Here is a 24,924-nt window from a genome sequence, read left to right on the forward strand (position 1 = left end):
TTCGGAGCATGGTGTGGAGGAACGTCGCAGCGTCCTCGGGTGAGGGCGATTGGAGCCTGGTTGTGGGCGTTTACGTTGGGCCGTTTTGCGCTCGGGTATGGTGAGCACACGAGGACGAGGTGCATCGTCGGGAGGAGCAGGCGCGGGTGACCGACACTCACTCATTTCGATTGGCCGGCAAGGTACGAGTCTTTCAGGTTCTCTGGATTGTTGGCTTCCTGATCGGCACCAGCACACACGCCGCCGACTTGCTGTTGGGCGGTGCGAACGTCTATGAGTCCTTCCCCGCTCCGCTTCGCCTGTTCTGGATCTCGTTGGCGGTGGTGGATCCCCTCGTCGTTGTTCTCCTCCTGTTGAAGAAGCAGGCCGGCGTCATCCTCGGTGTCGTCGTCATTGTGATCGATGTCGGCGTGAATTCCACGGTCTATGCCACGATAGGCGGCCTTTCGCTCTGTGGCGTGGTGAGCCAGACGCTCTTCGGCGTTCTGATTCTCCTCACGACTCGACCGCTGTCCGTCTGGTTCACCGCCATCAAACGCTCACGATAGTTGCCACGTCAGTGCCACCCTCTGGTCAATCAGAGGGCCGCGAGGCGGTTGCCGTCACGGGGCTCACGCCCAGGTCGACGCTGGAGAGTGGGCCCGGTCCCACCGACTGCCGCTCCGGCCGGCGCAGCCGAAAACGTCGGCTAGATGAACCCTTCGGTGCACCATGCCCCGCCCAACGAGGCATCCCACAACAGAGCCTCCCTCTGGCCCGGCCGGGGTTCTACGGTGGAGTCATGACTGATTTCATCACTCTCAACAACGACGTCCGGATGCCTGCCCTCGGGCTCGGTGTCTTCCAAAGTTCCGCAGAGGACACGGCCGCGGCCGTCGAGTCCGCCCTGCGCACGGGGTACCGGCACATCGACACGGCGGCGGCCTACCTGAATGAGCGGCAGGTCGGCGAGGGGATCCGCGCATCCGGGGTGAACCGCGACGAGATCTTTATCGAAACAAAGGTGTGGATCAGCCAGTACGGCTATGACGAGACCCTGCACGCGTTCGACGTGAGCACCCGCAAGCTCGGCGTCGACACCCTCGACCTGCTGATCCTGCACCAGCCGGCCCCGTGGCAGTTCGACAGCACCCTCGCGGCCTACCGGGCGCTCGAGACCCTGCTGGGCGACGGCCGGGTGCGTGCGATCGGGGTCAGCAACTTCACCGGGACCCACCTGGAGCGGTTGATGGCGGAGCGCACCGTGGTGCCGGCCGTGAACCAGATCGAGTTGCACCCCTACTTCGCCCAGCAGGAGAACGAGGCGGCGAACACCGCCCTCGGCATCGTCACGCAGGCGTGGTCCCCTATCGGCGGCATCACCTTCTACCCGGGCAACTGGAACGACGGAACGGCCAAGAACCCGCTCAACGACCCGGTGATCAAAGCGATCGGCGGAGAACACGGCAAGAGCAACGCCCAGGTAATGCTGCGCTGGCACGTGCAGCAGGGGCGCAGCGCCATCCCCAAGTCCGTGCGTCCCGAGCGCATCGCTGAGAACTTCGACATTTTCGACTTCGAACTCAGCACCGACCAACTCGCACAGATCGATGCGCTGGACCTGGGCGTGCGCAGCGGCCCCGACCCTGACGCGGTGCGCCCGCCCGGCCAGTTCAGCATCCCCGAGAACTGAGCCGTCCATCAGCGTGCCCGACACGCTGATGATTTGGCAGCCGATTAACGAGAGATAGTGAGCTTTCTAGGACGCAATTGCCGAAAGCATCCTTGCAATCTCACTTTTGCCTTTTTGGGTGCGAGCCCGGGCAGTCGTTCCAGGCGACCTCGTGCCCGCCTACGCGCGGCGGCTGCCCGCCTGAGTCGGCGCTGCGGCCCCTCTTGCGGGCGGGCTGCACGCTAGTAGCGTGACAACAGACACTGCTGGCACGGAAGGGAAACGCCAATGGACACGTTCCGGGAACTCCACAACGCTGACGCCCCGCTGCTGCTGCCCAATGCCTGGGATGTCGGTTCCGCCCTGGCCTTCGAGGCGGCAGGTTTTCCTGCCATCGGCACCACCAGCTTCGGCATCGCGGCCAGCACCGGCCTGCCCGACGGCGGTGGGTCCACCCGTGCTGCAACCATGGCCCTCGCGGCGCTCCTGTGCCGCCTTCCGGTGCACATCACCGCCGACATCGAAGACGGCTATTCCGACGATCCGACCGAGGTCGTGGACGTCGTGTCCGACCTGGCCGACCTGGGGGTTGTCGGAGTCAATCTGGAGGACAGCAGGGACGGGCACCTGGTCGATCCCGCGGTGCTTGCGGCCAAGGTCGCCGCGATCAAGCGACACCGCCCCGACGTGTTCGTGAATGCCCGGGTGGACAACTTCTGGTTCGACGAGGAGGCCACGGTGCAGGCTGTCCTGCTCCGCGCGCTTGCCTACGCCGACGCAGGCGCCGACGGGATCTTCGTGCCCGGCGTGACGGACCCGGTGGACATTCGCAGCATCACCGCCGGCATCGACCTGCCGGTCAACGTACTGGCCCACCCCACCCTGACGGTGGCCGAACTCGGCGCCCTGGGCATCCGCCGGGTGAGTTCGGGCTCACTGCCCTACCGCGCAGCCGTGGATGCTGCGGTGAACGTCGCCACGGCGCTCCGCGACAACCAGCGGACGCCGGCCGCGACGTCCTACTGGGAGATGCAGTCGCGCCTCGAGGCATTCAGCGACTGACGAAGCGTTACCGCATAGGGTCGAGGAAATCGGAATCTCGACGTTTGGAGTCCCAGTGAGCACGGTTACCGGCCCGATGCACTTTTCCTTCACCGCTCCCATCGGGGTGCTGGTGAAGGGCGATCTGTGGTCCTGCGTCGAGATTCCGGGCTCCGTGAAGCTGTTCGGTACCGGGAAGGCCGTCCGCGTGGTCGCCCAGGTGGACGAGGAGCCGGTGACGGCCGGGTTGATGCCCACGGGGTCGGGTGGACACATGCTCTCGATCAGCGCCAAACTGCGCAAGAAGCTGGGCAAGGATCTCGGGGACAACGTGACCGTGCTGCTGTCGGAACGCTTGACCTGACCGGGCCCGACCGGTGTAGCGTGAGCAACTGAGGTAAAAACGCATCCCAGCCGTGCTGGCCTTGCGCATACACGCGGCATCGAACGAGTCGCCACTTCTTCACTAAGAAGGAGTGTGCACCTTGACGCCCGACCAGCCACGACTCGACGCACGAGCGTCCACGGCCGAATCCGACCCGGCCCGAACATTGCGGGGCGCCTGGCTTGCCCTCGCCGGTCTGTCGGCCGTGTTCCTCATCGAGATGCTCGACAACTCGATCCTCAATGTGGCGCTGCCCACCATCGGCAGAGAGCTGCACGCGTCGACGACGGCCCTGCAGTGGGTCACCGGCGCGTACGCCGTCGTGTTCGGTGGGTTGATGTTGGTGTTCGGCGCGATCGCCGACCGGTTCGGCCGCCGCCGGATCATGCTCATCGGGCTGGTCCTGCTGGGAGCGGCGAGTCTGGCCACCGGGTTCGTCACGACCGCGGACCAGCTGATCTGGGTGCGAGCGGCCATGGGTGTTGCCGCAGCCATGACGACCCCCGGGTCGATGGCATTGGCCTTCCGGCTGTTCGACACGGATGACCTGCGCGTCCGCGCGCTCACGCTCATTTCCACCGCCGGGCTTGTCGGGCTCGCGGTCGGCCCGACCGTGGGTGGGTTGGCGCTCGCGGTCGCTCCCTGGCAGGTGCTGCTCCTGGTGAACGTGCCCATCGCCGCGCTCGCCTTCGTCGGCATCCGCCTCGGTATCGCTGCCGACCTGGCGGCGGAGCTCCACCACGATCCGATCGACAGTGTGGGAGCCGTTCTCGGCACGGCGACGATAGTGCTCGCTCTCGTCACTCCGACTCTGTACGTCGACGAGGGGTCCGGCTCCTGGGTGCCGTGGACCGGCGCCGGCGCCACGGTCGTTCTGGCGATCGCCTTCGTGGTGCGGGAACGTTCCGCCCGGGCACCACTACTCGATCTGCGTCTCCTCGCGTTGCCGCTGGTCTCCACCGGACTCGCGTACAAGGCGGCGGCCGGGCTGGCGGTGGCCGGCCTCGGCTACCTGGTGACCCTGCAGCTGCAGTTCGCCTGGGGCTGGTCGCCGGCCCTGGCGGCGGTGGGGATGCTGCCGCAGGTGGTGGTGCTGCTCGCCGGCGGTCGGTTCGTGGGGCCGGTGGTGCAGAGGCTCGGCCTGGGCCGTGCCGCGTGGATCAGCGCCGCCGCAGTGGTGCTCGGTCTCGCCGTCTTCGCCCTGTTCGGCCGGCTCGGGTACGGCGGGGTATTCATCGCGCTCGTACTTGTCGCCGCGGGGATGCGCGTGGTCGGTGTGGTCGCAGGCACCAGCGTGCTGCAGGGGCTGCCGGTCAGCCGCACCTCGATGGGCGCGGCACTGGTGGACACCTCGAGTGAGCTCGCCACGGCTATGGGCATCACCATCACCGGCACGATCCTCGCCGCGCTCTTCACCGGGAGCATCGCTACGGTGAACTGGTCCGCCGACCAGAGCTCCCAATTCCAGACGGCGGTCACCGTGGCGGGCCTCACACTCACCATCATCGCCGCGGCGCTCGTCGCCGTCGCCGGCACCCGTTCCCGGAAGACGGCAGTCAACCCGGCCCGGTGATGCTCGCACCCGCCGGCGTTGTGGGGCTAACCCGACTCAGCTGGCGATGGCGGGGATGATGGCGCCGGAGAACACCTGCCAGGCCAGCGCAGTCTTGGCCACGAGGCTCAGCGTGATGTACGTGCGTTCGCCCTGCAGATAGCTCTTCCACTTGCCCACCTGCTTGTACTGCAGCCACTGGTTGATAGCGAAGGTGTTGAAGAACACGAACAGCGAGATCACGATGCCGACAACGAAGCCGGGGGCCGCAACGTCGCTGGCGCTGCCCGGGCGCAGGAAGTAGATCAGGATCAGGATCCACGGAACGATGCCGACCATAGAACCGAAGATGAAGGGCAACAACCGGCCAGTACCGGGCTGTTCGTACTTCTCCTGAAGTGCGCCGAACATGATCATGGCCGCGTTGACGGCGAAGACGGCGCACAGCGCGCCGATGTCGGTGACACCGTTGATCGCCAGGATCAGCCAGATCATGATGGACGAGCTCAGGGAGTACTCGACCCACCGGAAGTAGTTGTGATTGTTCAGCAGCCCGGTCTTGTAGCGGTCGAAGAACCAAGGACTCGAGATGAGGAAGTGGAAAAGAGCGCTCAGCGCGAGGAAGGCGACGACACCGACACCGATGTTCACCTCGAAGAGCGTGACTCGCTCCGGCGGGATCGGGACCCCGGGCGGGCCGGCCAGGTAGTCCGCCGTCACGGAGAACAGAACCTGCGAGCTCAGCAGTGTGAGGATCACCGCAAAACCAATTGCCTGAACCAGGTGCAGGCTCCCGGCGACGACGTTGTAGATACGCAGCCGATCGATCTGCTGGTCCGGTGTGTAGTCCTTCTTGGCCATGGGCCGACTCCTTTGCATCCGGCGGGCGTGAGCCGCCCGTGTGGTCATCTTGGCAGTTCCCTGGGGCTAGCGGGGCCGCCGGGCGAGCACCGGGCTGAGGCTGGCCACCTCGTCCGGTGTGGCATCGCGGAACATCTGGGCTCCGGTCGGCTCAACAGCTCGCCGCCCTTGCCCGCGGGTGGCGATGAGACTGGCGCCTACCGCGGCGGCGAGGATCACAATGATGACGGCCAGCGAGACGGTGGTGGGGACCTTGACCAGGTCGTGCAGCGCCATTTTGACGCCAACCCAGATAAGGATGGCCGCCAACCCGATCTTGAGGTAAATGAAGCGGTGGATCAGATCGGCCAGGAGGAAGTACATGGCGCGCAACCCCAGGATAGCGAAGGCGTTCGCGGTGAACACCAGGAACGCCTCGTCGGTGACGGCGAAGATCGCGGGGATCGAGTCGATGGCGAAAATGATGTCGGTGAACTCGATGAGCACCAGCACCGCCAAGAGGGGTGTCGCCACGAGTACCCCGCCGGCTCGCACGACGAGCCGCTGCCCGTAGAAGACGTCGGTCGTAGGGACGACGCGGCGGAAGGCGCGGTAGATGCGCGATTGGGTGGGGTCGGCGTGTTCGTTGCGGCGGCGCAGCATCTGGATGCCTGTGACCACCAGGAGGGCGGCGAAGACGTAGAGAATCCATCCGAACCTCTCGATGAGCGTGGCGCCCGCGGCGATGAAGATGCCACGGAACACCAACGCACCCACTACGCCGAGGAAGAGGATGCGGTGCTGGTACTTGGCCGGCACACCGAAGCTGGCGAAGATGATGGCCCATACGAACACGTTGTCGATGGCCAGAGACTTCTCGATGAGGAAGCCGGCGAAATACTGCTGACCCAGCTCGCCGCCGAAGAGCCGCCAGATGATCACGCCGAAGCTGATCCCCGAGGCAACCCAGAAGATCGACCACCCGGCCGCTTCCCTCACACCGATCACATGGGCGGTGCGGTGGGCCACGAGGTCGATGGCCAGCATGACGACGATGACGGCACAGACGGACAGCCACGCCCAGAGCGGAACGTTCACGGTAAGCACCCTTCCGAGAGGACGCACGGTGCGTCGTCTCGGAGGTCTTTCCCGCTCGGGTCGAGCCCACATCACCGAGCCGTGGGGCCGTACTGGCGACGATGCGATTGGGGGATACTCCCCTCCTGGCAACTATCAGATCATGGGATTTGCCGACCCGTCAAGAGGTCAAGATCAGAGTTTGCCGAGCGCCGCCGGCACCGTGTCCAGCCTGACGGTCACGGAACCGGCACCGGCCTCCAGGTCCACCTCCGCAGACCCGGCCGGGGTGTCGATGAGGTACCGGCCGGCGAAGCCCCGCACCAACACGACACCGTCGGCATCCGTCGCCGTGCGCGTCTCGGGGTGCCACCACTCGCCGCGCACCAGCGCGTGCAGGGCATCGTAGGCGGGCTTCCTGGTGCCGTCCCGCCGGATCAGCCCAGACGGTGCGCCGAGCCAGGCCCCGTGATCGGTGATCCCCCAGTAGGTCAGCGACTCCACCGCGGGGTGCGACACCACAGTTCGGTAGTGGCGCACGATCTCGTCAGCCTGGCGGGCCTCCCCTGCGGGAGTCGACGGCCACGACTCCGGCTGGTAGTCGTTGAGGTCCACGATGTGTGCGGGCATCAAATCGCCCGACAGCAGCGTCGTTTCGGTCAGCTGCAGCGGCAGCCCGAACCGGGCGAACCGTTCCAGGATCCCCCACACCTGCTCCTCGCCCCGGTACCCCTGGTGCATGTGGGTCTGCAGTCCGATCGCGTCGATCCGGATGCCCGCCGACAGGCAGTCGTCGATCAGCCTCTCGTAATCGGCGGAGAGGTCGAAGTCGTTGAGTACCAGCCGGGCGTCCGGGTTCGCGGCCCGCGCCTCCTCGAACGCCAACCGCACCATTCCCACTCGGCCCAGGCGCTGGGCGAGCCGGGTCACGGCGTTGTCCTCCGCGGTGAAGACCGGCAAGATCACCACCTCGTTGATCGCGTCCCACAGGTCCACAACACCCGCGAAGTCGGTGACCTCGCGGCGGATTCGCTCACGGATAGCCTCTTCGACCCCCGTGTCGCTGAGCTCGAGCAGCCACTCCGGGGCCAGGGTGTGCCAGAGCAGCGGGTGCCCCTTGACGGTGACCCCGCGCGCAGCGAACCACTCGGCCGTGCGGCGGAGACGCTCGGTGTCAGGCCGGCCGCGTTCCGGCTCGAAGCCGCGCCAGTAGAAGGGCAGCGTCATGGTGTTGAACAGGCCCAGCCAGTCTTCAGCCAGGGCGGCCGGGTCCGGCGCCGGCTGGCCACCGAACACGTCCGACGGCCGTGCCTGACCAGAACGCGAGGGTCCGCCGAGCCAGTCGATGAAGTCGAAGCCGATGTTGCCGAATCCGAACGCCTGCCGGGTCTGTTCGACCGAAACCGTGCTGTCGGCAACAGGCCGACCCCACGAATCGAGCAGGCGAACGCGTGCATCCGCACAGCGGTGGGTGAGTTCAGGCACGACGGTGTCCTTCGATACGGGGCGATCTCCCTGAAACCTACCGGCCGGTGCCCGAGCAGCCCAGGCTTTTCGGCGCACTTTCGAGGTGTGGGTGCTGTCTCGGGCGACTACCGGCGCACCGGGCGCGAGCGCTAGATCAGCGGGCGCTTCTCCACCTGCTCGTAGCTCCGGCTGGCGTCGACCCGGGCCGCCCAGAGCACGGTCTGCCCGGTGGCTAAGGACTTCTGTACGTCGATGATGCGCTGGTTGCTGCTGCCCCGGAACTGCAGGCGCAGGTCCTTCCGCGCCTCATCGAAGGGCCCGTCCACGAGTACGTCGATCAGGCCGAGCAGCTCGAGCTTGTCGGGGCTGTCGAGCAGCAGCTCCTCGAAGACGTACCCCGTCCACGACCAGATGTCCTTGGCACCGCCGAACTCTGCGCGCACCCTGCGCACGAGCGACAGGCACACCCGGTGTTCAGGAACGGCTCGCCGCCGAGCAGGGTGAGGCCCTGCACGTACGGCTGGGCCAGGTCGGAGAGGATCCGGTCTTCGAGCTCGGCCGTGTACGGGGTGCCGTAGCGAAAATTCCAGGTGGCCCGGTTGAAGCAGCCCTCGCAGGCGAACAGGCATCCGCTCACGTAGAGGCTGCAGCGCACACCCTCGCCGTCGACGAACATGAACGGTTTGTAGTCGCCGACGAAGCCCTGGCTGAGCTTGTCGGCGAGCCATTCCCCGGGCTGCGGATGCCGCATCCTAGAGCGAGCCGCTTGACCCGGTGGCGCCGGCCATGTGCTTGACCCTGGAGACGATCTCCTGGTGGCGGCCGTGCACCATCGGGCGGGCCTGCGGGTTGCCGAGGTAGCCGCAGGTGCGCTTGACCACATCGCAGCTGGCCGGGTCGTCGTTACCGCAGTCGGGGCAGGCGAAACCACGATCGGTCGGGGTGAAGTCGCCGGCGAAATCGCATTTGTAGCAGCGGTCGATGGGGGTATTGGTGCCCAGGTAACCCACCCGGTCGTAGGCGTAGTCCCAGACCGCCTCGAGGGCCTTGGGGTTCTGCTGCAGCACCGGGTACTCGCAGTAGTGGATGAAGCCGCCGGAGGAGAACACCGGGTAGTCCTTCTCGAAGTCGAGCTTCTCGAACGGGGTCGGGTTCTTGCGCACGTCGTAGTGGAAGCTGTTCGTGTAGTAATCCTTGTCGGTGATGTTCTCCACCGAACCGAACTTGGCCTTGTCGAGGCGGGAGAACCGGTCGGTCAGGCTCTCACTCGGAGTCGAATAGACGCTGAACTGGTAGCCGTACTCGGCGGTCCACGCCTTGGTGTGCGCGTCGAGGGACTTGAGGATGTCAAGCGTGAACGCCTTCGCCTCGGCGTCGCCCTCCCAGGCGCCGCCGAAGAAGGCCGCGGCCACCTCGTAGAGGCCGATGTAGCCCAGCGAGACCGTGGAGCGGCCGTCCTTGAAGAGGGTGTCGACCGAGTCGGTGCGGGCCAACTGCTGGCCGAACGCTCCGTAGACGTAGAGGATCGGGGCGTTGGCGGGGGTCGCCTGCTTGCACCGTTCGATGCGGTAGACGAGCGCGTCACGGGTGATGGCCAGGCGCTCCTCGAGGATACTCCAGAACTTCGCTTGGTCGCCGGCGGCCTCCAGGGCGATGCGGGGCAGGTTCACCGTGACCACGCCCAGGTTCATCCGCCCCTCGGAGACGTCGTTGCCGTCGGCGTCTCTCCAGCCCTGCAGGAAGGAGCGGCAGCCCATCGGCACCTTGAAGCTGCCGGTGATGTCGATGAGCTTGTCGTAGCTGAGCACATCCGGGTACATGCGTTTGGTCGAGCACTCCAGGGCGAGCTGTTTGATGTCGTAGTTCGGGTCGCCCTCGGCGAGGTTGAGGCCGCGTTTAAGGGTGAAGATGAGCTTGGGGAAGATGGCGGTGCGCTTCTCGCTGCCGAGCCCGTCGATGCGGATCTGCAGGATCGCCCGCTGGATCTCCCGCTCGAACCAGTCGGTTCCCAGCCCGAAACCGAGAGAGACGAACGGGGTCTGTCCGTTGGAGGTGAACAGGGTGTTGATCTCGTACTCGAGGCTCTGCATCGCGTCGTAGATGTCCTTGCGGGTCTTCTCCTCGGCGTAGGCGGTGTGCTGGGACTCGTCGGCGATCCACGTGTGGGCGTCGGCGAGGTGCTTGGCGTAGTTGGCCCGGGCGTAGGGGGCCAGGAGTTCGTCGGTGCGGTTGGCGGAGCATCCGCCGTACTGGCTGGACGCCACGTTGGCGATGATCTGCGAGATCTGCGCGGTAGCGGTCTGGATGGAGCGGGGCGGCTCAACGTCGGCGTTGCCGATCCGGAAACCACGGCTGAGCATGCCCGTGAAGTCGATCAGGCAGCAGTTGGTCATGGGCGCGTAGGGGCTGTAGTCCAGGTCGTGAAAGTGGATGTCGCCCTTCTGGTGCGCGTTGGAGACGTGGGAGGGCAGCATCTTGTGGCCGATGGCCTTGCCCACAGCGCCGGCGGTGAGGTCGCGCTGGGTGTTGAAGACGTCGCTGTCTTTGTTGGCGTTCTCGTTCACCACGCTCGAGTCTTTGCTGAGCAGGTTGATGATCGAGTGGTTGATGTCGGTGGACTTGCTGCGGGCGAAATCACGCTGGGTGCGGTAACCGATGTACTTCTCGGCCAGGTCGTATTCGTGGCTTTCGAGCAGCGCGTGCTCCACGATGTTCTGCACCTCGTAGATCTTGATGTCGGTGGTGAACCGGCCAGCGATCTCCCGGTCGACCGCGGCGACGATGTCGACGATCGCCCGGTGCACCAGCGGGTTCATGTCACGGTGGATCTCCACGGCCGCCTTGACCAGGGCCTCGTACACCTTGGTGTTGTCGAAGGGCACCCGGCGACCGTCGCGTTTGACGACCTGGATGGCGTTCAGCACCGGCGCGGCGAGCGTGTGGGCGACGGCGTCGTCGCGGGTGGCAGTGGTCTGGGCCGGGGCGCTGATGGGTGAATTCACGCTCTCAGCATAGGGACGGCGACGCCGCAAAATCACTATATTTGGGTGCCGTTGGTCCCTAGCGCCGCTACATGTAGTGGTCGGGTTGTCGAGATGGCCGGAAACACGCCGTGCGATCCGGCCGCGGATTCCGGTGCACATGTGTGCATCTCACACGCCTCGGCGTGTCTCGAATCCGCAAACATTGAGGGTTCGATAAACGCGTCTTCCGGCGCAGGAGCGGCAAGGATGGAAGGGGCGGATGCTGGCCGCACAACTCACCGTGGCCGACGCATCCCGCACCACCGGCTGAACGGAAAGGAACCGATCCCATGACCCGCACCACCCCGGCTGTGATCGTCTTCGATGTCAACGAAACGCTTTCGGATATGTCGGCCATGAAGGCCCGGTTCGTGCAGGTCGGCGCGCCCGCTCACCTCGCCTCGGCGTGGTTCGCGGCGCTGCTGCGGGACGGTTTCGCCCTCGCTGCGGCGGGCGGCACGGCGCCGTTCTCGGTGATCGGGTCCGAGCTGCTGCGCCAGGTGCTGCGCGATGTGCCTCTCATGCGCGAGCCCGACGAGGCTGTGGAGCACATCATGGCCGGGTTCGGTCTGCTCAAGCTGCACTCCGATGTGCCCGAGGGTGTGCGCGCGTTGACGGGCACCGGGATGCGCCTGGTGACGCTGTCGAACGGGTCCGCCGAGGTCGCCAGGTCGCTGCTGGCCGCGGCCGGGCTCGAGGGCCACTTCGACGCGCTGCTCAGCGTCGAGGAGGCCGGGGCGTGGAAGCCGATGCGGGCCGCGTACGACTACGCGGCCGAAGCCTGCGGCGTGCGCCCGGCCGAGCTGTTGCTCGTGGCGGTGCACCCGTGGGACATCCATGGGGCCGCCGAGGCCGGCCTGGCCACCGCCTGGCTGAACCGCGGCGGCGACACCTACCCGAGCTACTTCACGGCCCCCGACTATACGGTCACCCGCCTGGCGGAGCTGGCCACAGTGCTGGCGGATGCGCCGGACGCGGCAGGCGCGGACCCGTCTCCGGACACCGCCCCCGACGCGCCCGACTCGCCTGCCGAGGCCGACCCGGCCGCTTCAGCCGACCCGACCGAGGGCCTCGTCGTCGTGACCGAGAGCGGCACGGGCGGCTACGCCCAGCAGATCACAGTTGGCCCGCACCGGCTCACCGCCGATGAGCCCAGGCCCATCGGCACCGACACCGGGCCGTCCCCCTACGACCTGGTGCTGGCCGGCCTCGGCGCCTGCACCTCGATGACGGTGCGCATGTACGCCGAACGCAAGAAGTGGCCGTTGGCGAAGGTAACGGTCACCCTTCGGCACACGCGGGTGCACGCGAAAGACTGCGCCGACTGCGAGACCGTGGTCGGTCAGATCGACCACATCGAGCGCCTCCTCCATTTCGAGGGCGACCTCGACGCCGAGCAGCGTCAGAAACTGGCCGAGATCGCCGACAAATGCCCCGTGCACCGCACTCTGCACTCGGAGATCATCGTGCACACCACGGTGCAGGACGCGGCCCCCGCACGGCCCTGAGGAGTCACGCGCGTGCGGACTCGAGTCGCCTCACGGTGTCGGTCAGTACCGATGTGACCGTGGGGGTGGTGGCGACGGCCGCGAGACGTTCGGCCAGTCCGAGCGCAGCCCTGACCACCAGTGGATGGTCCAAGCCGTACGTTTCCACGCCACCGAAAACATCTCCGATCAGGTCCTCCGGCGTGGGCCAGTGCAGCAGCACGCGTAGGTGTCCGGCGTCGTCCGTGAGGCCGGTCGCGGCCGGCTCGCGACTGAGCACGGGCACGAGTGCGGTGGCGGCCAAGTCCAGAGCGGTCACGGCCGTGTAGGGGTCGTTGGAGCCGGAGGCCAGTCCGCGCACCGCCACCTCGACCAGCTGCTGCATGGCGAACCGCACGTCCTGATGCGGGGTGCGCGCGACCCCGAGGGTGAAGGCGGCGCGCACGGCGTCGGCCATCTCCTCGGCGGGACGGCCCGGTGACACGCGCACGAGATCCTCGCCGGCGATCCTGTGCACACCCGGCATGGCGACGACATCGATCACGCAGTCGTGGGCCCGAGCGATCTCGCAGAGAGCAGCCAGGTCGACCCTCTCCACGTAGCCGTGGGTCGAGGCCGGCACGGCCTCCGGCGACAGCACGGGCGGCACGGCGGCCTGCACACTGCTCGCCGCGGGATCCGCGGGATAGATCAGGTCGACCGCTCGGGTGAGGTCGGTTTGCACCCGACGCTGCAGGGTGGTGATCTGCACCGAGTCGGCGATGTGGTGGATGAAGAACACCAGAACCGCCACATTGAGGATGCCCAACAACACCGCGACATTGGTCGAGATCACGGGCACGAAGTCGTTGCCGCCGTCTTCGACGGTTCGCACCGAGCGAAGAACCACGAGAGCGTAAAGGAAGGTGGCGGTGAAAGACGCCAGCACCAGCTGGTTCGCCCGGTCGGCGAGAAAATTGCGCACCAGGCGCGGCCCGTACGTCGACGACGTCGTTGCCAAGACCGAAATGGTGATCGAGAACGATGTCGCGGCCACCGTCAGCATGGAGGTGCCGATGATCTCGAGGATGGCCCGGCCACCGCTGGCGCTGAGCACGTCGAGGAAGAGGACCTGACCGTCCCCCTCGGCGAGCAAGAACCTGTCGAGCGCCACGAGGGCTTCGGCCAGCACGATCGCGGTGAGGCCGAGCACACCCGGTAGAAACCAGAAGGACTCCCGGCTGCGGAGTATGAAGGAGCGCATCAGGGCCACGACTTTCTTGACGGACGAATGAGGTCCGTTCAGGTTAGCCGAGCGCTACCTCGCCGGGCTCAGTGCACGCGCACGGCCTCGTTGTGTTCCACGAGGTGCCAGGTGGCGCCTTCGTCGTCGCTGACCCAGCCTTCCCAGGTGTAGCCGTCTTCGGTGATCGAGGTGAAGTTCCAGCGCACCGGGCGGCCGTCGGTGCCGGTGCCGTCCTGTCGCAGGCCGTTACGGTACGGGGTGGCGATGAGGTGGCAGTACTCGCCGAGGGTCGGGGCGAAGTAGCTCACCCGCCAGGCACCGGCCAACTGGTCGTAGACCCGAACGGCGGTCGCCACGGTCTCAAAGCCCGACGGATGCGTGTCGCTGGCCACGACCTCCACGTCCTGCACGGCGCGGCCGTCGAGGATGAACTGCACGATCCAGGTGAAGTCCCGTTCGGTCCACTCTCCCGTGGCCTCGTCGAGCCGGCTGCCGTGCGCCGCCCAGGTGCCCACGAGCTGGCCGAAGCGGCGCATACGCCCGGGGTATTCCGGGGTCGGACCGTCGGCGATCAGCGCCTCGGCAAAACGGGACTCTGAGTCGGTCATGCCCCCGATTTTACTGCCCCGCCCAACACCCCGCCCAACCCACCATGTAACGCCCGCGTGAACAGCACGTTCCACCACCCGCGAACTGTGACTTAAGCACCCAAAACGCCCCCGGAAGGGGCTTTTCTCTCAGTTCGCGAGGGGGTTCGCGAGGGGTTTAGCCGCCGAGGCTGCCGGCATCCGTTGCGGTGGTGTCGGTGCGGTGAAAGTTGAGGTGCGAGCGGGACGCGGTCGGGCCGCGCTGGCCCTGATACCGGGAGAGGTAGGAGGCCGAGCCGTAGGGCTTCTCGGCCGGTGAGCTGAGCTGGAAGAAGCACAGCTGGCCGATCTTCATGCCCGGCCAGAGCTTGATCGGCAGGGTGGCCACGTTGCTGAGTTCGAGGGTGACGTGCCCGGTGAACCCGGGGTCGATGAACCCGGCGGTGGAGTGGGTGAGCAGGCCCAACCTGCCCAGCGAGCTCTTGCCCTCGAGCCGGGCGGCCACGTCGTCGGGCAGGGTGACGGACTCGAAGGTGGCGCCGAGCACGAATTCGCCCGGGTGCAGGATGAAGGGTTCGTCGCCCTTGGCTTCGATCAGCCGGGTGAGTTCGGGCTGGTCTTCGGCCGGGTCGATGAACGGATACTTGTGGTTATCGAAGAGCCGGAAGAACCGGTCCAGCCGCACGTCGATGCTCGACGGCTGGATCATGTCCGGGTCGTAGGGGGCGAGCGCGATTCGTTCCGCGTCGATCTGGGCCTTGATGTCACGATCCGAGAGAAGCACGCTGCCAGCCTATCGGCACAAGTCTTGATAGGCTGGCACGGTTCCATGCGGCTTCGGCGGCCTGGACGCGCGGATGTAGTTCAATGGTAGAACTTCAGCTTCCCAAGCTGATAGCGCGGGTTCGATTCCCGTCATCCGCTCCATCGCACGAACCTGATCCGCAGTCGGCTGTCACCACCGCTTGATGTTGTACCAAGCACCCCGATCTTAATCATCAACAGTCCAGCGGGAGCGAGGACGTAGCTCATAGTGACAGGTCGCCTGCCTGTCGTCGCCATGGGGGATGATCGGAACCATGACACCACCCCTGCAATCCAGCACCGTCAACCATGACGGCTAGCGGAACCGAGCGCCTGCTGCTGAGGACGTGGCAGAGCGGCGACGCCGCGTTTCACCGTCAGCTCTGGGCGGAGCGGGACCCTCGCGTCCCCGCTCACCGTCGACTCACTCACGATGGCCATCCGAGCCTCACCGAGATGGAGGATTGGATACGCAGCTACGAGCACGAGCCGGCGCCCGGACTGCTCGTCGTGCAGCGCAGAGGGTCTGGAACTGTTCTCGGGTACTGCGGCCTCATCGAGAACAGCGTCAGCAGCACTGAGGATCCTGAGCTCGCGTTCGACTTCCTCCGCGCGTTCTGGAATCACGGGTACGCGACCGAGGCGGCCAGCGAGGTCATCAATCGCTCACGAGCGCTTGGCTACCGGCACCTTTCGTCGACCGTCCGGGCGTGGAACACGGCGTCGCTGCGAGTCCTCGCGAAACTGGGCTTCGTAGATACAGGCGAGCAGGAGAACGACGACGTGCACGGAGATTTGCTTCTGCTGAGAAAGACGCTCTGACGGATGTGGAACCCGGCCTTGACGGTCGGCGCTCATACCCCTGGTCATGTCAGAACTCCTTTCCGGACAGTGATCCTGACCAGTTGCGTCGGCGGCGGACGAACGACAGCGACCGGGTTGCGGCCCCGATGAGCGGTATCGCTAGCATGGGCCGATGATCGTATGGCTGAATGGCACCCATGGTGTGGGAAAGACGACCACAGCCGCCCTCGTGCAGCAGTTGATACCCAATTCCCGAGTGTTCGACGCTGAGAAGGTCGGCGAAACACTTATGGACGTCAGCCCCGGGCTACCGAAAACAGATAACTTCCAGCACTGGCCTCCGTGGCGGCCGCTCGTCGTCGAGACGGCTCGCCGCATCCTCGACTACACCGGCGGCATCCTTGTGATGCCGATGACTGTGCTGCTCGAGCCGTACTGGCGGGAAATCAGCCACGGCTTCGCCTCCTTCGACGTTCTCGTGCACCACTTCGTGCTCCACGCCGATCAAGAAACCCTCAGGGGACGAATTCAGAACGACTCCGTGATGGGTCCCTCCTCATTTCGGTTCGGCCATCTCCTGCCCTACGCCGAGGCCTTCCAATCTTGGTTGGGGACAGAAGCGCACGTCATTGAAACCTCGGCGCTCACGCCTGCTCAGGCCGCGTCGGAGATCGCGCAGAAGGTCAACAACTACCCGCATCCGTTCTCTGAGTGACCATTCAGCCAGGAATTCCGCGCCGCGGAAGGGCGTTCCCACTAGACACGCGATCGAAAGGAACATGCCATGGCTAAGACCTGGTTCATCACCGGAGCATCGAAGGGCTTCGGCCGCGAATGGGCGGAAGCGGCCTTGGAGCGCGGAGACTCCGTCGCCGGGACCGCACGGAAGCTGGAAACGCTTGACCATCTGCGGGATGCGTACCCTGAGACGTTCCTGCCACTCCGTCTGGACGTGACGGACAGGGATGCCGATTTCGCGGCGGTCCAGCGGGCCGCCGAGCACTTCGGGCGGCTCGACGTTGTTGTCAACAATGCCGGCTATGGCCATTTCGGCATGGTGGAAGAACTGGCAGAGGGCGAGGCGCGCGCCCAGCTTGAAACCAATCTGTTCGGTGCGCTCTGGGTCACCCAGGCCGCGGTTCCCATCATGCGTGAGCAAGGCTCCGGGCACATCATCCAGGTGTCCAGCATCGGCGGAATCAGCGCCTTCCCCTCCGTGGGGATCTATCACGCATCCAAGTGGGCGCTTGAGGGCCTCTCTCAGGCGCTCGCCCAGGAAGTCGCGGGTTTCGGCATCCACGTGACTCTGGTGGAACCCGGTGGGTTCTCCACCGATTGGTCTGGACCGTCGGCCTCCCACAGCGAACAGCTGCCCGAGTACGCCGAGGTGCGGAAGGCTGCCGCGAGTCGTCCGTCCGCGATGGACCCCGGCGACCCCACGGCCACCCGAAGCGCGATCCTCAAAGTCGTCGACGCCGAGACACCGCCCCTGCGCATCTTTTTCGGGCGCGCACCGCTTGCGATTGCGACGAAGGACTACGAATCCCGCCTGGCCACGTGGAATGAATGGCAGCCGGTCTCCATCGAGGCTCACGGCAACTGAGCACCCGGGTGCGGGTCTCACGGATCGGCCGCGGTGGGCTGAACCCGCACCCCTGCGACGAGGTGCCTCCGTCCCTGCTATCGAGAGCGACCAGGGATGCTACCGATAGTGGCGTCAGCCGTTCCAGGCGCGCAGGAACGCGGCGTCGCGGGCGTAGTCCTCGGCTTCGTCCAGCAGGTGTGGCTTGCCCAACTCGTCGGCCTTCACCCTCGACATGTCGGCCAGGTCGTGCAGGCGGATGACCGCGACCCGCAGCACATCCGCCCACGACGCATCCGACCCGTAGGCATCGAGGATCAGCTGGGTGCGCCGCCGGGCGTGCTCCATGCCGGGCGCGCTCGGCGGGGTGACCCCGGTGAGCGGCACCGCCCGCGTGGCGAAGTACGCGATGTCCCAGAGGCGCGGTCCGGGTGAGCACATGTCGAAGTCAATCGCGCCGGTGAGGTGGCCGTCGGTGAACGCGAGGTTGTGCGGGGCGAAGTCGTTGTGGCAGATCACCTCGCTGGGCACCTTCGCGCGGGACTGCCACACACGGTCGTCCAGGGCGAAGCCGATGCTCGCGTCGTGCAGCTGGCGGAGCAACCGGGCGCCATCGGTGAGCACGCTCTCCGCCCACACCCAGTCGGGCAGCGGGTACACCGGAACATCGCCATCGATGAAAGTCAACCGCTCGCGGTCGCCCTCGACGCCGAGGGGCCTCGGCGCCCAGTCCACACCCGCCATGGCGAGGTAGTCGAGGTACGCGTGCACGGTCGGGGTCCACGGGCCGCCGGTGCGCAGCACAGTATCGCCGTCGCGGTGGACCTCGTTCATGTTGCCGCCGGCCAGAACTGTGGTCGAAGGCTCCGGGTTCATTGGCGCAGGGTTCATCCGCTCAGGCTACGCGACGGCACGCCCGCGTCGCGGCGTGAGCCGACTCACTCGGCGCGGAGCGTGTCCGGTGCGGGAGAGGGCCGCCGGTAGCGGTCGCTGTCGGCGCCCACCGCGGACGCGGCGCCGTACTCGTCGGCCACCACGGCGATCCCGTCACCACTCGCTTCACGGATGCGCACGGGTCGTTCGGTGCCGTCCGGCAGCGACGGGTACCGATCGGCCAGGAAGCCGATCCCCAGGTCCTCCAGAATCTCCTCAGCCTCCAGCCAGTCGACCGGCCCCGCAGTCACCCAACGCCCCAGGCGATCCGGGCACAGCCCCCTCGTGCGCTCAGGCCGCTGGCGCAGGTCCGGCCGAGGGAGTGGCATCGGGTATCGGCAGCAAGCCGAGCCTCTCGAGTGCGTCGTTGGTCAGACCCTCCTCGAAGGCATCTTCAGCACCTTCCAGGCGATCAGCAGCGGATTCGGCAGACGCCTCGGACACGCGCACGTTCGAGCCGTTCGACGCCGTCGACATGGCAGGAACCAGAAAACTGCTGTCGTGGCGTTTTTGGCCTGGTTGCGCGTCCTTCCAGCTCGGCTTTCTGAACTGGTAGATCAACAGCGCCGCCCCCACGAAGACCACGAGTCCGCCGGCCACCAGGCTGACGTAGGTGACGGGGTTGCCGATGGGCAGCTGGGTGGGCGGGAAGAACGAGACAAGCAGCGAAAATGCCACCGCGATGAATCCGATTCCCGCGACGATCCACATGCCTGCGTTCCCACCGGGGATCTTGAAGTCGCGCGGGAGGTTGGGCTGGGTGTAGCGCAACCGGATCGCGGCGGCGTACATGAATAGATACATCACGATGTACAGGCTGACGGTCACCGTGGAGATCAGGAAGAACGCTGCGCTGACATCGGCTGTGAACAGGTAAATCGATGAGACAACCGTGACGATGATGGCCTGCAGAATCAGGATGTTCCGCTGGATACCCACACTGTTGGTCTTCTGCAGAATCGGCGGCAGCAGCCCGTCGTGTGCGGTGGCGAGCATCGCCCGGCTGGGCGCCGAGATCCAGGCCAGGGCGCCGCTGAGCGCCCCGTAGCAGACCAGTGCTGCCAGGATCTGCAGGAGCCAACTCATGTTCCACAGCCCGACGATCACAGTGCCCATCGCGTCGAAAACACCCGTCTGCAGCACGATGTCGTCGTACGGCACCAGACCGGCGACGGCGATGGATCCGAAGAGGAACACGACGACCGCGATCAATGAGGCGAGAAGCATCGCCAGGGGGAATCCACGTCGCGGGCTCTTCATTTCACGCACATGCACCGCCTGCACCTCGACGCCGGCGAAGAGCAACATGATGTTGCCGAGAAATGCGAGCGAACCGAGGCCCGTCAGCAGGGGAAGAACTCGGGGTGTGGTTTCTCCGCCGGCGGTGATGGCGACTGCCGGGTCGGTGGCTCCCGACCATCCCATGGCGTGGCCGGTTGCCGCCCAATAGATGAACAGTCCGAGCAGCACAGCGCCGGGAACAACGGTTCCGACCAGGAAGCCGTATTTGGCGACCTTCGCCAGGACCGCGTTTCCGCGGAAGGCGAGCAGGGTGGCCAACCAGTAGGTGGCGATGCAGAACAGCCCCACATAGATGTGCGCATCCGCCAGGCCAGCGCTGTTCAGGGCATAGGCCGCGGCCGCGGCGGCGAAGGCCAGGCCGGTGGGGTACCAGACGACGTTCTGGGCCCACTGCAACCAGATTCCGACGAAGCCCCAACGCTGTCCGAATGCCTCGCCGATCCAGGTGTAGACGCCGCCCCGGCGGTCGGCGAAGGCGCTTCCGAGTTCCGCGGAGATCAGTGCGGCGGGAACAAGGAAGAGAATCGTGGCGAAGCCGATGTAGACGAACATCGTGAGTTCTTCTTTGGCCATGATCGGCAGGCCTCGAAGACTGGTCACCACGGCGGCCGCGGTGAGAAATGCCACTGTCGGCACAGTCATCACGGCCGCCGGGCCCTTCGTCTTCACGGTGGCTCTGGTGCCGAGTTTGTCGGTCATGAGCGCGCACCGACCACAGGGACTGCCGCGCTGCCGGAGTGGTTGAAACTTGTGGCTTCTGCATCGGTGAGCGGGCGGGACGGCGGCCGGTTGTCGAGCTTAGCGATGGCGTTGCCGAGGTCGGTCAGCAGAAGATCTGCCATATCGATGCTCACGCCGTGGCGCACGATGATGCGCTGCACGGTCACTATCTCCTGCGCCGGCGGTAGCGTGTAGGCGGGAACGAGCCAGCCGCGAGTGCGCAGCTCTTCGGCCAGATCAAAGAGATTGAACCCGGAGGCGGTGTCGTTCAGCTTCCAGGTGACGGCCGGGATGCCGTGCTGGGGATCTCCATCGAAGACAATGTCAAAACGGCCTGTGGCACGAATCCCCTCGCTGAGGTGCTTCGCTACCGAGTACGTCGCCGACTGGACTTTCCGGTAGCCCTCTTTTCCGAGCCGGAGGAAGTTGTAGTACGAACACACAACTTGACCGCCCGGACGGGAGAAGTTCAGGTTGAAGGTCGGCATCTGCCCGCCCAGGTAGTTGACGTTGAAGATCAGCTCTTGGGGCAGGTCAGCGGCTTCCCGCCAGATCACCCATCCGCTTCCCAGCGGAGCGAGCCCAGTCTTGTGGCCGGACACGTTCAGCGACTTCACTCGAGGAAGGAGAAAGTCCCACCGAATGTTCGGGGCGCAAAACGGTGCGACAAAGCCGCCACTGGCAGCATCCACGTGGATGTCGATGTCGAGCCCGGTTCTGCTCTGCAGTTCGTCCAGCGCCGCGCTGATCGCGTCGACGTCTTCGAACTTGCCCGTGAACGTCTGGCCGAAGGTGACCACGACACCGATGGTGTTCTCGTCGCACAGGGCCACGGCTTCCGCCGGCGTCATGATGTTGCCGGCGTTCATTGGCGCCTGCCGCAGTTCTACATCGAAGTAGCGGGCGAACTTGTCCCAGCACACCTGCACCGGCCCGCATACCAGGTTCGGCCGGGTGGTGTCCTGGCCCGCGGCACGTCGGCGAGCTAGCCATCGCCACTTCGCCGCCAGACCGCCGAGCATCGCTGCCTCACTCGAGCCCGTGGTGGAAGTGCCGACCGTGGTTGCGGCCTCCGGCGAGTGGAAGAGATCGGCGAGCATGTGGATGCATCGTGATTCGAGCTCGGCAGTCTGCGGGTATTCGTCCTTGTCGATGATGTTCTTGTCGATGGAGTCGTCCATCAACTGGCGCACCTCCGGCTCTACCCAGGTGGTGCAGAACGTGGCGAGGTTCATGCGTGCGACACCGTCGAGCATGAGTTCGTCTTTCACCAGCTGGTACACATCCCTCGGTTCCTGTTCGATCTCCGGGAAGCGGGTTCTGGGCGCGCGGGTCGTCATCGGCGTTGTGGCGAAGATGTCGTCCATCTCGTTGTTGACGACCGCAGCGGGCCTGGTGAGTGTCATTGGATTCTCTTTTCGATTGTTCAGTTGTGAAATGTGGGGGTCGGTTGAGCGACATGGATGGCGGGCGGCCACCTGCGTGCGAGGCGGCCAAGCCGGGAGCGCCGACGCTCGAACGTCGGCTCTGCAGAGGCCGATGGGTGCGCCAACCGAACCAGCGGCGCGGACCCGTCACAGTGCTCGCGGAAACACATCACGCGGAGCTGGAGACGGGGAGAAGTCATTGCGGTCCTTGGTGTCAACGGAGTGAATTCCGTTACCGAGGATCAGAGCAACAACTCGAGCGTAGCACCGCGCATGGCCTGCCCAGCCGCGGGCCGGCGGCATCCGACCGGTCGAAGGCAGATTGAACCTGGGAGCCCGCTGAGAGAACTGTCAGAGGCGCACGCACAGGAATATGGTTCAAACAGTTGCTCCAATCCTCGGCAGCGGAATCATCTCCGCCCAGACCAAGGATCTCGATGACCAACCTCCCCGTCGCACTCCCCCTCGAGGCGTGCCCGAGCGGCCCACCGGGCGCAGCTCGTCAGCGGGCCGGCTTGCCCAGGACTGTGCCGAACCCTTCGGCCGGCCTCCGGCGGCCTCAGCGCCCCGACCCCGATGAGCAAGCTCCCGGCACCTGAATCGCCGAATCGCTTTTCGCTGAGCGCAACCCGCGTTCATCATTGAACAGAAAGAGCTGACCAGATGACAATAACCACAGCAGTTCGCAAGGATCACGAACTCCAAACTTCCGTTCAGGACGAGCTTGAGTGGGATCCGTCGCTCAACGCCGCCCGCATCGGCGTCGCTGTCGATGACGGCGCCGTGTTGCTCTCGGGCCAAGTCGGCAATTACCTCGAAAAGGTTCAGGCCAACCGGGCGGCGCTCCGAGTGCGTGGGGTCGGCACGGTTGTCAACGACCTGGTCGTTCACAATCCGTCCACAGCACCCACCGAGATCGACCTGGCCAAATCGATCACGGAAGCTCTTCGCTGGTCGGCCAACGTGCCCGACAGCGTGAAGGCCGAAGTGCACGGGAACACCGTGACATTGCTCGGCGACGTTCAGTGGAACTTCGAACGCAATGGCGCGCGCCGCGCGATCGAGTGGGTACACGGCGTCGACCACATCGACAACCGGATCACCCTTCGCGCTCGTCCCACAGCGGATGACGCCGCAGCCCGTATCCGTGCGGCGCTGGTGCGGAACGCAGCGCTCGACGCCGACAAGATCCAGGTGCAGATCGAGGGCAATCACGCCACGTTGACCGGCAGCGTGCAGTCGTGGGCCGAACGTCATGAAGCCGAGGCCGCCGCGTGGTCCTCCCCCCACATCACTCAGCTGAAGAACGAGATCCTGGTCAAGCCCCTCCGAGGCTGACTGTTCCGAACGGCTCGTCGTCTACCGGCGAGCCGCTCCGCTCGCCCGGGTCAAGCAGAGCGGAGAAACGGCGACGCGACCTCGTCGACGCTCACCCGAAGGTGGCTCACGCTCTCGGCCACAGCGCCAATGGTCAGATTGCGATCTCTCGCGTATTTCCGGAGCAGGATGAACGCGTCGTCCATACTGAGCGACAGCTGGTTGGCGATCATGCCTTTGGCTTGCTCGATCAGAATGCGGCTCTCCAGCGCCCTGCGCAGCTGATCCTCCATCTGGTGGCCTTCGCGAAGCGCCCGCTCGTGCATAATCCCAATGGTTGCGACGTCGGCAAGGGCCTGGGCCAGCGCCTCATCACGCACGCTGACGTCCACCGGCGCCGCCCGGAACAGATTCATCGTGCCGATCACGGTGCCGCGCAGCTTCATCGGCGTGGCCACCGCCGAGTGGAAACCACGGTCCAGGGCAGCCCGCCTGAACGCCGGCCACGATTCAGATCGCCCTATGTCGTTGACGGCCACGGACCTGCCCGTGCGAAATGAATCGATGCACGGGCCCGCCCCAGCATCGAGCTGGACAGTCTCCACAAACCCCACTGCCTCGCTGATTGACGTCATGACCCGGAGACTTCCCGTGCCATCGACCAACACCAGCCCTCCGGCCTGCATGTCGAGAATCTCGGTGCAGCCGTGCACGAGAGTGTGGATGAGGTCGATCATGTGGTGCGTGGTGGTCAATGCGTCTGAGACCGCCACGAACGCGGCACTGATCTGCGCTTCCCGAGACATGCCATTCATGGGTTTCTGTTTCTATCGGATGATCTGGCGGCGGAGGATCTGGCAACCCAAAACAGGTTCCCCGTAGAGGCCACGGACAACGTGAGATGAAGATAGGCGGCAGCCCCACTCTGGGCGAGAATCGCAGCGTCTCACTGGCTCGGAGGACGAGGCCTACGGGCACAGCATGCGGTTGTTCTGAAGCCTATCTAGTCAAGGTCACCTGGTGCGGGTATCTGGAAGTCGGATACCCCCGGCGCCGTGACACTACCGACCAGTCCTGACTGCTCCCGACCGTCTAACCGGCGGCGTTCGGCAGTTGCTCGGGGCAGTCCCCGCCCGGCTCCGTTGCAAGTTCGAAGTGCCACATCTCGTTGGCGTAGGTCTGACAGAGCCCGTAGTCAGCACCGTGCTGGCTCAGCCAGCTGTCCGCATCCGTTCGCCCGATGTCGACGGCCTCGCCGGTGACGTGCCTGGACTGCTCGGGCGAGAGCACGAACTCCCCCGCCGCCTCCAGGCTGCCGTACTCGATCACCGCGGCGTCGAGCAGGGACTGCTGGTACGCGGCGCTCCGCCATCCGCTGGTCACGACGAAATCGATCTCGTCGGCGATGGCGTCGCGGGCGGCATTCTGCATGGCAGCGCGTAGATCGGGGTCGAGATTGGTGATCGCGGGCAGATCGTCGGCAAAGGGCGACACCGCCTCACCTTCCTCGATCAGGCCGTCTGCGGCGCCCATGACGTGGGTGTCCGCGGTCCACTGCCCCCCACTGGCGGAGGCGCCATCACGCGGCAGTACTGCCAGAACCGCCCCTGCGGCCGCCAAGGCGCCGACCACCACCAGGCTCAGAATCGTGAGTGTTTTCGTCTTCGACGCGGATGCGTCTCCTTCTTATCGATCGGAGA

The 24,924-nt window shown here is 65.7% G+C and carries 23 protein-coding genes, 1 tRNA gene and 1 pseudogene; 11 read left to right on the forward strand and 14 right to left on the reverse strand.

What is annotated here, in order from left to right:
- Positions 1 to 146 precede the first annotated feature (146 nt).
- From KY500_RS15475 to KY500_RS15495, 5 genes are all read left to right on the forward strand, one after another.
- Positions 147 to 548, forward strand: a complete 402-nt coding sequence (locus tag KY500_RS15475; RefSeq protein ID WP_219901307.1) for a hypothetical protein — start codon at positions 147 to 149, stop codon at positions 546 to 548.
- 233 nt (positions 549 to 781) lie between these two features.
- The gene (locus tag KY500_RS15480; RefSeq protein ID WP_255579420.1) at positions 782 to 1,672 is read left to right on the forward strand and encodes an aldo/keto reductase; all 891 of its coding nucleotides are present in this window, start codon (positions 782 to 784) and stop codon (positions 1,670 to 1,672) included.
- A 267-nt stretch (positions 1,673 to 1,939) separates the two neighbouring features.
- Positions 1,940 to 2,713, forward strand: a complete 774-nt coding sequence (locus tag KY500_RS15485; RefSeq protein ID WP_219901308.1) for an isocitrate lyase/phosphoenolpyruvate mutase family protein — start codon at positions 1,940 to 1,942, stop codon at positions 2,711 to 2,713.
- A gap of 55 nt (positions 2,714 to 2,768) precedes the next feature.
- Positions 2,769 to 3,056, forward strand: a complete 288-nt coding sequence (locus KY500_RS15490; protein ID WP_255579421.1) for a DUF1905 domain-containing protein — start codon at positions 2,769 to 2,771, stop codon at positions 3,054 to 3,056.
- Between the two features lie 121 nt (positions 3,057 to 3,177).
- Positions 3,178 to 4,650 carry an MFS transporter gene (locus KY500_RS15495; RefSeq protein ID WP_370626822.1) on the forward strand — a complete coding sequence of 491 codons (1,473 nt, stop codon included), beginning with the start codon at positions 3,178 to 3,180 and terminating at the stop codon, positions 4,648 to 4,650.
- A gap of 36 nt (positions 4,651 to 4,686) precedes the next feature.
- Here KY500_RS15495 and heR read toward each other — a convergent pair whose 3' ends face one another.
- From heR to nrdD, 5 genes and pseudogenes are all read right to left on the reverse strand, one after another.
- Positions 4,687 to 5,490: a heliorhodopsin HeR gene (gene heR, locus KY500_RS15500; RefSeq protein ID WP_219901309.1), complete on the reverse strand. Its 804-nt coding sequence runs from the start codon at positions 5,488 to 5,490 to the stop codon at positions 4,687 to 4,689.
- 66 nt (positions 5,491 to 5,556) lie between these two features.
- On the reverse strand, positions 5,557 to 6,567 hold the full coding sequence (locus KY500_RS15505) for a TerC family protein (protein WP_219901310.1): 1,011 nt from the start codon (positions 6,565 to 6,567) through the stop codon (positions 5,557 to 5,559).
- A 174-nt stretch (positions 6,568 to 6,741) separates the two neighbouring features.
- Entirely contained in the window at positions 6,742 to 8,031 is a 1,290-nt protein-coding gene (locus KY500_RS15510; protein ID WP_219901311.1) for an endo-1,4-beta-xylanase, read from the reverse strand.
- Between the two features lie 131 nt (positions 8,032 to 8,162).
- Positions 8,163 to 8,764: pseudogene (nrdG, locus tag KY500_RS15515) on the reverse strand (anaerobic ribonucleoside-triphosphate reductase activating protein).
- A gap of 1 nt (position 8,765) precedes the next feature.
- Complete coding sequence (nrdD, locus tag KY500_RS15520) at positions 8,766 to 11,015, reverse strand: anaerobic ribonucleoside-triphosphate reductase (RefSeq protein ID WP_255579422.1); 2,250 nt, start codon at positions 11,013 to 11,015, stop codon at positions 8,766 to 8,768.
- 311 nt (positions 11,016 to 11,326) lie between these two features.
- Between nrdD and KY500_RS19480 the strand changes: the two genes are divergently transcribed.
- Positions 11,327 to 12,544 (forward strand): haloacid dehalogenase type II, encoded by a 1,218-nt coding sequence (locus KY500_RS19480; protein ID WP_255579423.1) that lies wholly within the window; start codon positions 11,327 to 11,329, stop codon positions 12,542 to 12,544.
- Positions 12,545 to 12,548: 4 nt separating this feature from the next.
- Here KY500_RS19480 and KY500_RS15530 read toward each other — a convergent pair whose 3' ends face one another.
- The 3 genes from KY500_RS15530 to dcd form a co-directional block, all read right to left on the reverse strand.
- A complete protein-coding gene (locus tag KY500_RS15530; protein WP_219901313.1) occupies positions 12,549 to 13,766 on the reverse strand; it encodes a DUF2254 domain-containing protein in 1,218 nt (405 codons plus the stop codon).
- Between the two features lie 68 nt (positions 13,767 to 13,834).
- Positions 13,835 to 14,356: a hypothetical protein gene (locus tag KY500_RS15535; protein WP_219901314.1), complete on the reverse strand. Its 522-nt coding sequence runs from the start codon at positions 14,354 to 14,356 to the stop codon at positions 13,835 to 13,837.
- Between the two features lie 157 nt (positions 14,357 to 14,513).
- Positions 14,514 to 15,119 (reverse strand): dCTP deaminase, encoded by a 606-nt coding sequence (gene dcd / locus KY500_RS15540; RefSeq protein ID WP_219901315.1) that lies wholly within the window; start codon positions 15,117 to 15,119, stop codon positions 14,514 to 14,516.
- Between the two features lie 69 nt (positions 15,120 to 15,188).
- Here dcd and KY500_RS15545 point away from each other — a divergent pair.
- The 4 genes from KY500_RS15545 (at position 15,189) to KY500_RS15560 (ending at position 17,546) form a co-directional block, all read left to right on the forward strand.
- Positions 15,189 to 15,262, forward strand: a tRNA-Gly gene (locus KY500_RS15545).
- A 186-nt stretch (positions 15,263 to 15,448) separates the two neighbouring features.
- Entirely contained in the window at positions 15,449 to 15,961 is a 513-nt protein-coding gene (locus KY500_RS15550; protein WP_219901316.1) for a GNAT family N-acetyltransferase, read from the forward strand.
- 154 nt (positions 15,962 to 16,115) lie between these two features.
- Complete coding sequence (locus tag KY500_RS15555; RefSeq protein ID WP_219901317.1) at positions 16,116 to 16,658, forward strand: AAA family ATPase; 543 nt, start codon at positions 16,116 to 16,118, stop codon at positions 16,656 to 16,658.
- Positions 16,659 to 16,727: 69 nt separating this feature from the next.
- Complete coding sequence (locus KY500_RS15560) at positions 16,728 to 17,546, forward strand: SDR family oxidoreductase (protein WP_219901318.1); 819 nt, start codon at positions 16,728 to 16,730, stop codon at positions 17,544 to 17,546.
- Positions 17,547 to 17,660: 114 nt separating this feature from the next.
- Here KY500_RS15560 and KY500_RS15565 read toward each other — a convergent pair whose 3' ends face one another.
- From KY500_RS15565 to KY500_RS15580, 4 genes are all read right to left on the reverse strand, one after another.
- Positions 17,661 to 18,401: an aminoglycoside phosphotransferase family protein gene (locus KY500_RS15565; protein ID WP_219901319.1), complete on the reverse strand. Its 741-nt coding sequence runs from the start codon at positions 18,399 to 18,401 to the stop codon at positions 17,661 to 17,663.
- 62 nt (positions 18,402 to 18,463) lie between these two features.
- Entirely contained in the window at positions 18,464 to 18,709 is a 246-nt protein-coding gene (locus tag KY500_RS15570) for a hypothetical protein (RefSeq protein ID WP_219901320.1), read from the reverse strand.
- A 40-nt stretch (positions 18,710 to 18,749) separates the two neighbouring features.
- Entirely contained in the window at positions 18,750 to 20,459 is a 1,710-nt protein-coding gene (locus tag KY500_RS15575; RefSeq protein ID WP_219901321.1) for an amino acid permease, read from the reverse strand.
- Positions 20,456 to 21,958 carry a glutamate decarboxylase gene (locus KY500_RS15580; RefSeq protein ID WP_255579425.1) on the reverse strand — a complete coding sequence of 501 codons (1,503 nt, stop codon included), beginning with the start codon at positions 21,956 to 21,958 and terminating at the stop codon, positions 20,456 to 20,458. Before KY500_RS15580 ends, KY500_RS15575 begins: the two co-directional genes overlap by 4 nt.
- Before the next feature lie 612 nt (positions 21,959 to 22,570).
- Here KY500_RS15580 and KY500_RS15585 point away from each other — a divergent pair.
- Positions 22,571 to 23,245 carry a BON domain-containing protein gene (locus KY500_RS15585; protein ID WP_219901322.1) on the forward strand — a complete coding sequence of 225 codons (675 nt, stop codon included), beginning with the start codon at positions 22,571 to 22,573 and terminating at the stop codon, positions 23,243 to 23,245.
- Between the two features lie 50 nt (positions 23,246 to 23,295).
- On the opposite strand, the gene KY500_RS15590 is transcribed toward KY500_RS15585, so the two are convergent.
- Both KY500_RS15590 and KY500_RS15595 read right to left on the reverse strand, forming a co-directional pair.
- Positions 23,296 to 24,039 (reverse strand): GAF and ANTAR domain-containing protein, encoded by a 744-nt coding sequence (locus KY500_RS15590; RefSeq protein ID WP_219901323.1) that lies wholly within the window; start codon positions 24,037 to 24,039, stop codon positions 23,296 to 23,298.
- A gap of 277 nt (positions 24,040 to 24,316) precedes the next feature.
- Positions 24,317 to 24,757 (reverse strand): M15 family metallopeptidase, encoded by a 441-nt coding sequence (locus KY500_RS15595; protein ID WP_219901324.1) that lies wholly within the window; start codon positions 24,755 to 24,757, stop codon positions 24,317 to 24,319.
- Positions 24,758 to 24,924: the final 167 nt, after the last annotated feature.

The sequence above is a fragment of the Cryobacterium sp. PAMC25264 genome (assembly GCF_019443325.1).
In the GTDB taxonomy this organism is placed as follows: Bacteria; Actinomycetota; Actinomycetes; order Actinomycetales; family Microbacteriaceae; genus Cryobacterium.